Here is a 13684-nt window from a genome sequence, read left to right on the forward strand (position 1 = left end):
GAGGGCGGCCTCACCGGCCGCAGGGCAGCGGGTATCGTGAGGCACGAAGGCAAGAAGGTCCGGCGAACGTGAGGCAGGCCGGCCAACGTTTATGATGATCAGGGAGAAGAACATGAAAAGAGCGGCGACAATCGCATTTGCACTGGTACTGGGATTTGCCCTCGCGGTGTCCGTGGCATCGGGAGCGGACAAGAAGTATTCCGGTTTCCTTGAAGGCTACTATCAGAACCTGCAGCCCGGCCCCGAGGGGGGGGTGAAGGAGCGCTGGCTGAAACCGGTGGTGAATTTCAGCACATACAAGAAGATCATGCTCGACAGCGCCGTCTTCTTCTTCAGCGACGAATCCGCGTACAAGGGGATCGATCCCCAGGACATGAAGGACCTGGCAGATGGCCTCAACAAGGCGGTGGTGGCGGCCGTTAAGGACAAATCCATCTTCGTGTCGGACCCCGGCCCCGATGTCGTGAGGATACGTTTTGCCATAACCGGGCTCAAGCAGAACAAGCCCGGTGTCAGCGCGATCACGTCGGTCATCCCCGTCGGTCTCGCGATAAGCCTGGTGAAGAAGGGGGCCGGCGGCTCATGGTCCGGCTCGGGCGCGACGAGCATGGAGGTCATGGTCCTCGACACTACCACGAATGATGTCATAGCCGCCGCCGTGGACGACAGGACCGCGGGTTTCACGGACAGGTTCAGCAAATGGGGCTCGGCGGACGAGGCATTCAAGTTCTGGGCGGAAAGACTGAGGAAGTTCGTGGAAGATGTAGAGGCCGTCGGCAAGTAGCCGCATATCGACGGGATGAAGGCGCCCGAGACCCTGCCCGGCGCCTTCTTTTCCGGAAAGATCGACGCCATCGGTCGCCTTCCCGGGAGCGGGCCGATATGTCCAAGTAATATTTGACATTTTCAGGTATTTCTTATACCATATCGTTCACTATCCCTATGGACACCGTCGAAAGTAATGAGGAAATGTACAGGCAGTATAAGGGGCAGCATGCAACCATAGACCGGCGCATCCAGATGCTCCTGAAGAAATCCTATCTCACCGAGGCGGAAGAGAGGGAGATGAAGGTTTTGAAAAAGAAGAAACTCTATTACAAGGACCTCATGGAGAGTCTCGTCAACTCGTTCCAGCGAAAGGAGAAACATTGAAGAGAACGGGCGCACAGATCTTCGTCGAATCCCTGAAGGCGGAAGGGATCGACACGATATTCTGCTATCCGGGAGGGGCTACGCTCAACATCACGGATGCCCTGACAGACATAAGCCAGATCAATCAGGTCGTGGTCCGTCACGAGCAGGCGGCGGTCCATGCCGCTGACGGGTACGCGCGGGCGTCGGGCAGGGTGGGCGTCGCCCTCGTGACAAGCGGGCCCGGAGCGACGAACACGGTGACGGGCATAGCCACGGCTTGCATGGATTCCATACCCCTCGTCGTCTTCTCCTGTCAGGTCAACACGATGCTCATCGGCAACGACGCCTTCCAGGAAGCGGACATCGTGGGCATAACCCGGCCCTGCACGAAGCACAGCTACCTCGTCAGGGACGTGAAGGACCTTGCCCGCATCATCAAGGAGGCCTTTCACATCGCAGCATCGGGAAGACCGGGCCCCGTCCTCGTCGATATCCCCAAGGACGTGTCCTCGGCGGTCGGCGATTTCAAGTATCCCGAGAAGGCGGTCATCCGCAGCTATCAGCCCACCTACGTGGGCCACACGGGACAGATAAAGAAGGCCATGCGCCTCATCATGCACTCGAAAAGACCCGTTCTCTATACCGGCGGAGGCGTCATTCTGTCCAATGCCTCGCAGGAATTGACACGGTTCGCCGAAGCGCTGTCCATACCGGTCACGAACACCCTTATGGGCCTCGGCGGCATCCCGGGGAACCACCCGCTCTTTCTCGGCATGCTCGGCATGCACGGGACGTATGCCGCGAACATGGCCATCACCGAATCGGACCTCATCATCGCCATGGGGGCACGCTTCGACGACAGGGCCACGGGCAAAACGGATGAATTCGCGCCACACGCCAGGATCATACACATCGATATCGATCCCACATCGATAAGCAAGAACATAAAGGTCGACATACCCATAGTGGGCGACACGCGCAATGTCCTCACGCAAATGCTGAAGATCGTCGAAGAGGAAAAGGAGGTCTACCGGCAGTACCACAGAAGCATCGCCGACTGGACGGACAAGATAGGAAAGTGGAAGAAGGACTACCCCCTCACCTATCAGAGAAACGACACGTTAAAGCCCCAGCACGTCATAGAAAGGGTCTTCGAACTGACGAAGGGCAAGGCCATCATCACCACCGAGGTGGGACAGAACCAGATGTGGACCGCCCAGTTCTTCAAGTTCCTCAAGCCCCGCACGTGTCTCACATCGGGCGGCCTCGGCACGATGGGCTACGGGTTCCCCGCAGCCATAGGCGCCCAGGTGGCGTTTCCGAAATCCCTTGTCGTGGACATCGCCGGAGACGGCAGCATCCAGATGAACATCCAGGAACTGGCGACGGCCGTGCAGTACAACCTGCCCGTCAAGGTCATCATCCTCAACAACGGCTTCCTCGGCATGGTCAGGCAGTGGCAGGAGCTCTTCTATGAGAAGCGATACACGTGGACGCGCCTTCATTCGCCGGATTTCGTCAAGGTTGCCGAGGCGTATGGCGCGGTGGGTCTCAGGATAGAGAAGGAGGCCGATGTCGACAGGGTCCTGAAGCAGGCCTTCAAGAACGGGCGGCCCACGTTCATCGATGTTCACGTGAGTCCCGAGGAATGCGTCTATCCCATGGTCCCCGCCGGCGCGTCCCTGAAAGAGATGCTTCTTGTTTAGGAGGAAAATTGAGACACACCATATCGCTTCTTGTCGAGAACGAGTTTGGGGTCCTGTCCAGGATCGCGGGTCTCTTCAGCGGCAGGGGCTTCAACATTGAAAGCCTCTGCGTGGCCGAGAGCCTCGACCCCACCGTGTCCACGATGACGATCGTGACAACGGGGAACGACGCCATCCTCGAACAGATCCTGAAACAGCTCAACAAGCTCATCAACGTCATCAAGGTCGTCGACTTCAAGGAGATCGACTATGTTTCGCGGGAGATGGTACTCGTAAAGGTCAACGCCGAGGAGAAGACACGCCCTGAGATCCTGAGGATGGTGGAGATATTCCGGGGTAAGATCATTGACGTGTCGTCCCGGTCATACACCATCATGATCACCGGCGACGAGGACAAGCTCAAGGCATTCATCAGTCTCATCAAGCCGCTGGGTATAAAAGAACTTGTACGGACCGGACCCATTGCCATGGCCCGGGGTGAACGAATGATGAAGATAAAGGAAAAAACAGAAACCAAAGGAGGAGAATCAAATGGCTAAGATCTACTATGACCGCGACGCGGATCTGAAGGTGCTCAAGGACCGCAAGGTCGCCATAATCGGTTATGGCAGCCAGGGCCACGCCCAGGCGCAGAACCTCAGGGACAGCGGGGTCAACGTCATCGTGGCGGAGCTGGAAGGGACAGCGAATTACAAGCTCGCAGTGAAGCAGGGGTTCAAACCCGTCCCCGCCGCCAAGGCTGCGAAGGACGCGGACGTGATACAGATCCTCGCCCAGGACAACCTCCAGGCCGAGCTCTACAAAACAGATATCAAGGCCAACCTCAAGAAAGGCAAGACCCTTGTCTTCTCCCACGGTTTCAATATCCACTACAACCAGATCGTCCCGCCGGCGGATATCGACGTCGTCATGATAGCTCCCAAGGGCCCGGGGCACCTCGTGAGAAGGGAGTTCGAGCGGGGCGCGGGCGTGCCGTCGCTCATAGCCATCTACCAGGACCACACGAAGAAGGCGAGGCAGACCGCCCTGGCTTACGCGAAAGGCATCGGCGCGACCCGTGCCGGCGTCATCGAGACGACATTCGAAGAGGAGACGGAGACGGACCTTTTTGGTGAACAGGCCGTCCTGTGCGGCGGCGCGTCGGAACTCGTGCGCGCCGGTTTCGACACCCTCGTCGAGGCGGGCTACCAGCCGGAGATCGCATATTTCGAGTGCCTCCACGAACTCAAGCTCATCGTCGACCTCATGTACGAGGGCGGCATCGCCAACATGCGGTATTCCATCAGCGACACCGCCGAGTATGGCGATATGACGCGCGGCCGGCGGGTCATCAGCGAAGAGACCCGCGAAGAGATGAGGGCCATCCTCGATGAGATCCAGTCCGGAGAGTTCGCCCGCGAATGGATACTCGAGAACATGGCCGGAAGACCGGTGTACAATGCCGTCAAGAGGATCGACAGCGAACACCTTATCGAGCAGGTGGGCAGCAAACTCCGTTCCATGATGGGCTGGATCGGGAGAAAGGATTGAGGCAGCCGTTTATCGCAAGGGAGGGGTTGAGGATCATCGTCCCCTCCCTTGTTCTTACCGCCGTTCTCCTGCTGGGCAGGTTCTTCATCCTGGCGCTGCTCGTCTTCTGTTTCGCATCATTCTGCCTGTATTTCTTCCGCAACCCCAGGCGGCGAACCAGTGCCGGGCCGGGTGAGCTTGTCTCCCCGGCGGACGGGACCGTGGTCGACATACGCGACGTCGTCGAGGAGGAGTTCCTCGGCCGCACCGTCACGAGAATAGCGATATTCATGTCCCCCGTCGATGTCCATGTCAACCGGGCCCCCACCTCCGGCCTCATCGTCGCGATGAAGCACGTTGCCGGCAAGTTTGCGATGGCCTTCGGCAAGGATATCGAGGAGCGGAACGAAAGGAACTTCATTCTTTTCGAAAACGAGGGTGAAAGGATCCTCATCGTCCAGATAGCGGGTTTCCTTGCCCGGCGCATCATCCCCTACGTGAAGGTCGACGAGAGCGTGGCACAGGGACAGGAAGTGGGCATCATAGCCTTCGGCTCCCGGGTCGACATTTATTTTCACAAAGGGTACGTACCTGTGGTAGACTTACACGCAAGGGTCAAGGCCGGCATGACGGTCCTGGCGCGCAAGTAGGGAGGTGCCATGAACTACACGAAGAAGAAGAAAGGCCAGCCTGCGAAGGGGATGTACCTTCTCCCCAATTTTCTCACTTCCTTAAGCCTTCTCTCCGGTTTTTATGCCATCATAGCAGCGATGGACAGGCGGTTCACGTACGCCGCCATCGCCATATTCATATCCGCCATCTTTGACATGCTCGACGGCCGGGTGGCACGGATGACCAATTCCAGCAGCCGCTTCGGCGTGGAATACGATTCCCTCTCCGATGTCATCGCCTTCGGCGTCGCCCCCGCGATCCTCGCCTACACCTGGGCGCTCAAGAGCTACGGCAAGTTCGGCTGGCTCGCCGCCTTCCTCTTCGTGGCCTGCGGCGCGCTGAGACTGGCGAGGTTCAACATCCAGGTCGACACGGTGCAGAAGAAGCACTTTCTGGGTCTTCCCATACCCGCGGGTGCCGCGACCATCGCCGGTATCGTCCTCTTTTTTTCATGGCTTGGCTACAAGGGCGGGCTGAAGACCGTTATCATGCCCATCGTCATTTACTGTCTTGCCCTTCTCATGGTCAGCAAGTTCCGCTACATTAGCTTCAAGGATATGGGATTTGTCAGGGCACGGCCCTTCATGGCAACGGTGGGGGTCATCATGCTTCTCGTCATCGTCCTCACCGAGCCATACCTGACGCTTTTTGTGGCCACGTCGGCCTACGCGGTGTCGGGACCCGTCTATACCCTTATCCTGCACTTCAGGAAGAAACCGTCGGAAGAGCTCAGCCGTCCGAGAGAAACTCAAGCAGGGCAAGGTGGTCGTCAATAGAACCATCCGCCTCGAGGGCACCGTTCTTGTAAGCCACGAACCTGACCCCCGAGGACCGCGCCGTTCCCATATCGACCTCGGAATCGCCGACGTACAGGGTGGCCTCGCGCTTCACCTTCAATGCCTGAAGGATCATCTCGACCCCTTCGGGGTCCGGCTTTGACTTCGCCTGGAGTATCGTCCGCGCGGGTCCCCCATCGCTCCCGGCTTCAGCCTGATGGGCAGCGGTCACCACGATGTCGAAATACTGCCATAACCCGTACCGTTCCATGATATGCTTCATCGACGTCGTCCGGTTCGTGCTTATCGCCCGCGATATGCCCCGCGCCTTCAATCGCTCCAGGGTCTCCGTGACGTTAGGCTCCATCGTGAGGTAAGGGATGAAATCCCGGAAGTCTATGGTGCTCGCGAAGAATTCCCGCGCACGGCGTTCGGACTGAGCGTCGTTGCGGCAGATGTGGGCGATGGATTGAAATACGGTGTGGGTGTGGCAGTAGCGAAGCTCGTCGTCATTGAGCCCGGTACCGCGCGCGGCAAGGGCAATGCTGTTGTAGAGACGCCTGTTGGCGTCGAGGGAGTCGAAAAGCACTCCGTCGCAGTCGTAGATGACGCAATCGACATCCCATTTCTTCTGCTGGTCCATGGTCCCATTCTCCTCGTACTACAATTTCGAACCTTCTGCTTTTAAACTGTAAGTTGCAAAAAATCAAGAGAAAACCTGTGAAGAATATCGTTTAATGACGCAAATTAATGGTTCTAATTGCATTAATATATGCTACAATTGTATCCGAAAGACTACCAAGGAGGCTACTATGATAAGTGTTTCCGTTCCCGGATGGGGCGATCTTGATATTGAATACCTGGTCATCGACTACAACGGGACCTGTGCTTTTGACGGAAAGATGAAGGAAAGCGTCAAGGAGATGCTCGAAAGGGTGTCCCGGTACATAAAGGTGTTCATCATCACGTCCGATACCTACGGCAACATAGACAGCGAAGGAAACACGATCGGTTTCAGCATCATCAAGGTGGGGAAGGAATCGAGCGCCCAGGAAAAGGCGAAGATAATAAAGGAGCTGGGGCCCGAGAAGATAGTGGCCATAGGCAACGGCTCGAACGACGTATTGATGCTCAAGGAGGCTTCCCTCGGAATCGGCGTGATCGGCGAGGAAGGATGCTCCAAGGATGTGCTGAGGGAGGCCGATTTCTTCGTAAAGGACATAAACGACGCACTGAGTATCCTGCTCCACCCCGAGAGGATCGTCGCGACACTGAGAGACTGATAAAGATCACGGAAAAGAACGGACAGCTCAGGGCAGCCTTCCCTCGCGAAGCATGGTCTGAGCTGAAGGTTTTTTTGCCGAAGGCACGTGAACCATGATCGGAAACCTGATCAAGAAGATCGTCGGCACCAAGAACGAACGCGAGCTCAAGCGCATTCAGCCCATCGTCGACAGGGCGAACGAGTTCGAGAACAGGATTAAGGCCTTAAGCGATGATGAGCTCAGGGCCATGACCCCGCATTTCAGGGAACGCCTCGCCGGGGGCGAAGATCTCGACTCCCTTCTGCCCGAAGCTTTTGCCGTCGCCCGCGAAGCGGCCTGGCGCACCCTTGGAATGCGCCATTTCGACGTCCAGCTCATCGGCGGGATCGTGCTTCACGAGGGCAGGATCGCCGAGATGGCAACGGGTGAAGGGAAAACCCTCGTCGCCACCCTGCCCGTCTACCTCAACGCCCTGACCGGCCTCGGCGTCCACGTGGTCACCGTCAACGATTACCTGGCGAAAAGGGACGCCGAGTGGATGGGTCCGGTGTATCAGTTTCTGGGCCTTTCCGTGGGTGTCATCGTTCATGACCTCGACGACGCCGCCCGCAGGCACGCCTACGGCTGCGATGTCACATACGGGACGAACAACGAGTTCGGCTTCGACTACCTTCGCGACAACATGCACTACGACCTCGAAGACTGTGTCCAGCGCGAGTTCAATTACGCCATCGTCGACGAGGTGGACAGTATCCTCGTTGACGAGGCGAGGACGCCTCTCATCATCTCCGGCCCCGCCGAGGAATCCACGGACAAGTACTACAAGATCAACAAGCTGATACCACAGCTCAAGCGCGAGCAGGATTTCATGATAGACGAAAAGGCCCGCAGCGCCTACCTTACCGAGGACGGCGTCGCGAAACTCGAGAGGGTCCTCGCCATCGAGAACCTCTACGACCCGAAGTACGTCGATTTCCTCCACCACATTAACCAGGCGCTCAAGGCCCATCAGCTCTTCGCCCGCGACGTGGACTACATCGTCAAGGACGGCCAGGTCGTCATCGTCGACGAGTTCACGGGCAGGCTCATGCCCGGAAGGCGCTACAGCGAAGGTCTCCACCAGGCGCTCGAGGCGAAGGAGAACGTCAAGATAGAGAGGGAGAACCAGACCCTTGCCACGGTCACCTTCCAGAACTACTTCAGGATGTACAAAAAGCTCGCCGGCATGACGGGTACCGCCGACACGGAGGCAGTGGAATTCAAGAAGATCTACAACCTCGATGTCGTCGTCATCCCCACCAACAAGGACCTGATCAGGACGAACTATCCCGACGTCGTTTACAGAACGGAGAAGGAGAAGTTCCGGGCCGCTGTGAATGAGATCGAGGAGCTATACAACACGGGAAAACCCGTCCTCGTGGGAACCCTCTCCATCGAGAAATCGGAGAGGGTCTCGGAGATGCTCAAGCGCAAAGGCATCCCCCACAACGTCCTCAACGCGAAGAACCACGAGAGCGAGGCCGAGGTGGTGGCGCAGGCGGGGCGCTCGAAGGCGGTCACCATATCGACGAACATGGCGGGCCGCGGCACCGACATACTCCTTGGCGGCAATCCCGGCTTTCTCGCCCTTGCCATGGTGAAAGGCGACAGAGACTCCGCGGAATACGGGAAGACGCTTGAAAAGGCCAGGGAGATATGCGCCGCTGACAAGGAAAAGGTCATAGCCCTCGGGGGTCTGCACATCCTCGGTACGGAACGCCACGAATCCCGGCGCATCGACAACCAGCTGCGCGGCCGCGCCGGCAGGCAGGGCGATCCGGGGTCGTCGCGTTTCTACGTCTCCCTCGAGGACGAGATCATGCGCCTCTTCGGTTCCGACAGGGTGTCGCCCATCCTGGGTAAGCTCGGCATGGACGAGGACACCCCTATCGAGCATCCCCTGATCACGAAGGCCATCGAGAACGCCCAGACACGGGTCGAGGGCCACAATTTCGAGATACGCAAGTACCTGCTGGAATATGACAACGTCATGAACAAGCAGCGCGAGACCATCTACGGGATGCGACGTGAGGTCATGAAGAACGGTGACATCCGCGAGAAGGTCATGGAGATGGTGGACGAGATCTGCGAGGACATGGTGTTCGAGTGCGCCCCGGAGAAGGTCTACCCCGAGGAGTGGGACCTCACAACGCTCAAGAACCGCATCTACGAGAATTTCCTCATCCACGTGGATTTCGCCATCGAAGACGTGAAGAACCTGACCAGGGAAGGCCTCCTCGACAGGGTCATCGAGACGGTCAAGTCCTTTTACGAAAAGAAATCACATGATTTCGGCTCAGACGAGATGCGCGCCGTGGAGCGTTTCATCGTCCTTAACTCCATCGACACCTTCTGGAAGGAACATCTCCTGGCCCTCGACCATCTCAAGGAAGGTATAGGGCTCAGGGGCTACGGGCAGAAAGACCCCTTGAGGGAATACCAGCGTGAGAGCTTCGACCTCTTCCTCGACATGGTGGAAAGGGCGAAATACGACACTGTGCGCAAGCTCTTCGCCGTCCAGCCCGCGAAGGAGCAGGAGGTGGAGTACCACGAACCGGTGATGTTCTTCAACATGGGTGACGGGACCGCCAGCGCGGACGCCGCGGGAAAGAAGGACAAGAAGGTAGGCCGCAACGACCCCTGCCCCTGCGGCAGCGGGAAAAAGTACAAGAAGTGCTGTGGAAGGTAAAGACCGTTCCAGGGTTCAAGAGTTCCAGGGTTCAAGAGAAAAAAACAAGTAACACCTTCCCTGCAAACGAGATGGTCTGCTACAGTGGAGTTGGAACCATCTGGGAAAAGTGAATCAATTGCTTTCTGTTGCACTCTTCAACCTTTGAACCCTGGAACTTTGAACATCTCTTCTGGAGGTTGGGTTATGGCGAAGGTTCCGTCGATCGAGGGGATAGAGTTTTCCGGGGTGGCTTCGGGGATCAAGGCCGAGGGGCTTGATCTCGGGCTTGTGGTCTTTCGGGAAGAAACGAATGTCCTCGCCGTCTATACCCGCAACCGGGTGAAGGCGGCCCACATCCTCTATGACCGCAGGATCGATAAGGGACCCGTACGGGCGCTTGTAGCCAACAGCGGCTGCGCCAACGCCTGCACCGGCAAGGAAGGCGTGGGCGACCTCACGGCAATAGCCTCAGGGCTCGCACCGCTCATTGACGCGAACCTCAGGGGGATACTTTTTGCCTCCACCGGCGTCATCGGCAAGAGGCTTCCCGCCGACGCCATGATATCGGCCCTGCCGCGGGCGGCACGCCTCAGGAAGGAATCGGGTCTCAAGAGCTTCGCCCGGGCCATCATGACCACGGACACCTATCCCAAGATCGCCCACACGACGTTTCGGGGAAAGAAGACGTACACGATCGCCGGGGTTGCGAAGGGTTCGGGTATGATCAACCCCCTCTTCGCCACGATGCTCGCCTTCGTCTTCACCGATTTCCCCGTCTCGCCGGAGAACGTGAAGCTCGCCTTCTCCCAGGCTGTCAGGGACACCTTCGAGCGCATAACCGTGGATGGAGAGTGCAGCACCAACGACACGGTCATGCTCTTCACCAGGCGCGGGCAGGAAGATGCGGACGCTTTGGAGGCCTTCACCGACGGTCTCCGCGAGGTCTTGAAAGAGCTTTCCATGATGGTGGTCCGTGACGGTGAAGGGGCTTCGAGGGTCGCTCACATCATGGTGAAAGGGGTGCGGAAGAAAGAATGGGCCGAGAAGATAGCCCGGCGCATCGCTCTGTCTCCCCTCACGAAAACGGCCTTTTTCGGCGCCGACCCCAACTGGGGCCGCATCATAGCCGCCGCCGGCGACGCGGGCGTACCTCTTGACCCCGCGAAGGTGGACATCACCCTGCAAGGCGAGATGGTCGCGAAGGGCGGGGCCGAGATCGCCTTCAGCGAGAAAAAGATGAAGAAACTGATGAGCAGGAAGGAGATATCCGTCACCGTCGACCTCAATGACGGCAAGGCCTCCTTCGACATCTACACAACGGACCTCACCTACGATTACGTGAAGATAAACGCTTCGTACAGGAGCTAGACTAGAGGCGGGTTATGGGTACTGGGTCATAGGTGATGGGAGAAGCAGCAACACGGTGCTTCGATATTCTTCCTTCCACCTATTACCTATTACCTATCACCTGCCTCTTAGCCTATGATATCCAGCAGTGACCCTATCATCTCGTCCTCAACCTTGAGCGCGTTGATGTTGGCCTCGTAGCCCCTTTGGGAGATGATCATGCGGGGGAATTCCTCGGCGAGTTCCACGTTCGAGAGCTCGCGCAGGGTACCGTCCGTTTCCTGAATGATCGAACCCGGGGCGTCCTGTCTCTCGACGCTCACCTCGGGCAACCCGTTTGTGTCCTCAACGATCGTCGCCCTCGTCTTCTTGTATCCGTCGGTGTTGACGTTGGCAATGTTGTTGGCGGTGTTCGACAGCGTCCTCGTGAATGCCGACAGGCCGGATAGCGATGAGCTGATTCCTGAGATCATGCATATGTTATCGGTCAAGGGAAGAAGGACTTAAGAAGATTTCCAAAGTTTTTCTCCAATCGCCGGGCAGGAGTCTTTTGCCTGGAACTTGAAACCTGGAACCTGAAACTTTCCTTTCTCCCTTCTATCCTGTATAATGTGGACGTTCCATGAATAAACTCATCGTCATACCCGCACGGTACGAATCGACGCGGCTCCCGGGGAAACCCCTTCTGGAAATAGCGGGCAAACCGCTCATACGCCTTGTCTATGAACGCGCCTCGGAATCCCGGCTTAAGGACGACGTGATCGTGGCGACCGACGACGAGCGCATCCTCAATACCGTGACGGCCTTCGGCGGCAACGCGGTCATGACGAGCTCCTCCTGCAGGAGCGGCACCGACAGGGTCTTTGAAGCCATGCAACACACAGAGGCCGACCTCATCATCAACCTGCAGGGCGACGAGCCCTTCATGCGCCCCGACATGACGGACCTCCTCTTCTCCGTGATGGAGAAAGAGGACCTCGACATGGCCACCCTTTGTTCACCTATTACCGACGACAGAGAGTACCACGACCCCAACACCGTGAAGGTCGTCCTTGACGGCCGCGGTTTCGCCCTCTATTTCTCCCGGTCCCCCATCCCCTACCTGAGGAACGGCTCGGCGAGGCCCCTCTTCTACAAACACATCGGCATCTACGCGTTCAAACGGGACTTCCTGGAACGTTTCGTCAAAATGCCGAGGAGCCGGCTCGAAGAGATAGAGTCCCTCGAACAGCTTCGCGTCCTGGAGAACGGCTTCAGGATACGGGTCCTCACCACCCAGTACGATGGATTTGGCATCGACACCCCGGCCGACCTCGACCGGGCAAGGCTTACCCTCGACAGAAAGACCGGCTGATCACCCCCTTCCGGGGCCGTCCCTCATGTCGTAACCATATTCTCTTTTTCACCTGGAACGCGGAACCTTGAACCTTGAACATTTTTTGAATGCCGGAGGCGGGGCTTGAACCCGCAACACTGCATCATAACTAACGTATATTATTAACTATTATGAGTCTTGTTTTTTGAGTAGGGACACACTGGGGACAGTTCCCTTCTTTAAAGTGTACTGTTTCAACACCCCTCTTTGCGTCTCTACCGAAAGGTGAGTATATCGTTTTGTCATCTGATCGTTTGAATGCCCAAGCAGGTCTTGGATGGTGTGAGAGGGTACGCCCTTATTTGCTTCCTGCGACGCCCTGCTGTGCCGTGTGGCGTCGTATAGGCGAACGTAGCCCGGTATCCCTGCTTTCGTCCTGACACTTCTCCACATCTTCTCAAGGACACTTTGAGGGTATGCGTCCCCGGTCCGGGGGTTCGGAAACAGCCACGCTTCGGGGTGATTGTTGTTTACCCGCTCTTCCAGGTATTCTCTTATTTCGTCATGGATAGGTTTAACCGTGGGTTTGGCCCCCCTGCCCTTCCTCTTCTTTTCTCGGTAGACATTGCCAGAAAAGCTGGATGAGATGGTAAAGCAATCGTTTGCGAGATCCACGTCCTTGCACTTCATCGCCCTAGCTTCCCCAGGCCTGCATCCATATATCATGAGAAATGCCACGATAGGCTTATGACGGTCCGGTATGTGGTCGTTGTATATGGCTTGCTGGTCCTCCATGTTAAGCCAGTGTATCACGGGCTCCGTGGTATCCAGTTCCGGGAACTTCGGCATTGAAATGCCGGGGATCTGTCGGTCGACGATACAATAGTTTATGAAGCTCTTGAGATGCTGCATTACTTTTTTCCGGGTGTTCGGGTTCTTGTATCCCCCGTTGTCTTTGTAGCCCACTTCCTGAAGATATCTGTCAAAGTTGATAATATCGTAATTGATGATATCCTTCACGTTCTTTGTCCCGAAGTATGCCTTTTCGATGTTCGTCATTCGGGTATAATCCTTCTTGTTTGACGGCGCGATCTTACCTATCCTGTCGGCGTGCATCTCGTCAAGGAGGGTTGAGCACCAGAATAGTTTCTGCTCTTTTTTGACATAGTTTGCCGGGTTGAAGGTCCCCGTCTTAAACTCTGTGGGGTAGTGTAAACTTTTCTGTGTAAATTAATCAGAGGATGACAAAA

The 13684-nt window shown here is 57.0% G+C and carries 14 protein-coding genes; 11 read left to right on the forward strand and 3 right to left on the reverse strand.

Features of this window, described 5'->3' with window-relative positions:
- Positions 1 to 91 precede the first annotated feature (91 nt).
- The 7 genes from GXX82_06235 (at position 92) to pssA (ending at position 5797) form a co-directional block, all read left to right on the forward strand.
- A complete protein-coding gene (locus tag GXX82_06235; protein ID NLT22627.1) occupies positions 92 to 784 on the forward strand; it encodes a DUF3313 domain-containing protein in 693 nt (230 codons plus the stop codon).
- Positions 785 to 969: 185 nt separating this feature from the next.
- Complete coding sequence (locus tag GXX82_06240) at positions 970 to 1152, forward strand: DUF465 domain-containing protein (GenBank protein ID NLT22628.1); 183 nt, start codon at positions 970 to 972, stop codon at positions 1150 to 1152.
- Complete coding sequence (ilvB, locus tag GXX82_06245; GenBank protein NLT22629.1) at positions 1149 to 2840, forward strand: biosynthetic-type acetolactate synthase large subunit; 1692 nt, start codon at positions 1149 to 1151, stop codon at positions 2838 to 2840. The genes GXX82_06240 and ilvB overlap by 4 nt, the downstream gene beginning before the upstream one ends.
- A gap of 8 nt (positions 2841 to 2848) precedes the next feature.
- Positions 2849 to 3379, forward strand: coding sequence for an acetolactate synthase small subunit (gene ilvN / locus GXX82_06250; GenBank protein ID NLT22630.1), 531 nt, complete (start codon positions 2849 to 2851; stop codon positions 3377 to 3379).
- A complete protein-coding gene (gene ilvC / locus GXX82_06255; GenBank protein NLT22631.1) occupies positions 3372 to 4370 on the forward strand; it encodes a ketol-acid reductoisomerase in 999 nt (332 codons plus the stop codon). The genes ilvN and ilvC overlap by 8 nt, the downstream gene beginning before the upstream one ends.
- On the forward strand, positions 4367 to 4999 hold the full coding sequence (locus GXX82_06260; protein NLT22632.1) for a phosphatidylserine decarboxylase: 633 nt from the start codon (positions 4367 to 4369) through the stop codon (positions 4997 to 4999). The genes ilvC and GXX82_06260 overlap by 4 nt, the downstream gene beginning before the upstream one ends.
- A gap of 9 nt (positions 5000 to 5008) precedes the next feature.
- Positions 5009 to 5797, forward strand: coding sequence for a CDP-diacylglycerol--serine O-phosphatidyltransferase (gene pssA / locus GXX82_06265; GenBank protein NLT22633.1), 789 nt, complete (start codon positions 5009 to 5011; stop codon positions 5795 to 5797).
- Here pssA and GXX82_06270 read toward each other — a convergent pair.
- Positions 5751 to 6440, reverse strand: a complete 690-nt coding sequence (locus GXX82_06270) for an HAD hydrolase-like protein (GenBank protein NLT22634.1) — start codon at positions 6438 to 6440, stop codon at positions 5751 to 5753. The two genes, pssA and GXX82_06270, sit on opposite strands and share 47 nt — an antisense overlap.
- A gap of 169 nt (positions 6441 to 6609) precedes the next feature.
- On the opposite strand from GXX82_06270, the gene GXX82_06275 reads away from it, so the two are divergent.
- From GXX82_06275 to argJ, 3 genes are all read left to right on the forward strand, one after another.
- Positions 6610 to 7080 carry an HAD family hydrolase gene (locus GXX82_06275; GenBank protein NLT22635.1) on the forward strand — a complete coding sequence of 157 codons (471 nt, stop codon included), beginning with the start codon at positions 6610 to 6612 and terminating at the stop codon, positions 7078 to 7080.
- Positions 7081 to 7174: 94 nt separating this feature from the next.
- On the forward strand, positions 7175 to 9790 hold the full coding sequence (gene secA / locus GXX82_06280) for a preprotein translocase subunit SecA (protein NLT22636.1): 2616 nt from the start codon (positions 7175 to 7177) through the stop codon (positions 9788 to 9790).
- 186 nt (positions 9791 to 9976) lie between these two features.
- Positions 9977 to 11140 (forward strand): bifunctional glutamate N-acetyltransferase/amino-acid acetyltransferase ArgJ, encoded by a 1164-nt coding sequence (argJ, locus tag GXX82_06285; GenBank protein NLT22637.1) that lies wholly within the window; start codon positions 9977 to 9979, stop codon positions 11138 to 11140.
- A gap of 107 nt (positions 11141 to 11247) precedes the next feature.
- Here argJ and GXX82_06290 read toward each other — a convergent pair whose 3' ends face one another.
- Positions 11248 to 11592, reverse strand: coding sequence for a flagellar biosynthesis protein FlgC (locus tag GXX82_06290; protein NLT22638.1), 345 nt, complete (start codon positions 11590 to 11592; stop codon positions 11248 to 11250).
- A gap of 149 nt (positions 11593 to 11741) precedes the next feature.
- Here GXX82_06290 and kdsB point away from each other — a divergent pair, with 149 nt between their 5' ends.
- Positions 11742 to 12473 carry a 3-deoxy-manno-octulosonate cytidylyltransferase gene (kdsB, locus tag GXX82_06295; protein NLT22639.1) on the forward strand — a complete coding sequence of 244 codons (732 nt, stop codon included), beginning with the start codon at positions 11742 to 11744 and terminating at the stop codon, positions 12471 to 12473.
- Between the two features lie 150 nt (positions 12474 to 12623).
- Here the strand turns inward: kdsB and GXX82_06300 are convergent, their stop codons facing one another.
- The gene (locus GXX82_06300; protein ID NLT22640.1) at positions 12624 to 13493 is read right to left on the reverse strand and encodes a site-specific integrase; all 870 of its coding nucleotides are present in this window, start codon (positions 13491 to 13493) and stop codon (positions 12624 to 12626) included.
- Positions 13494 to 13684: the final 191 nt, after the last annotated feature.

It is taken from the genome of Syntrophorhabdus sp. (genome assembly GCA_012719415.1).
Classification (GTDB): Bacteria; Desulfobacterota; Syntrophorhabdia; order Syntrophorhabdales; family Syntrophorhabdaceae; genus Delta-02.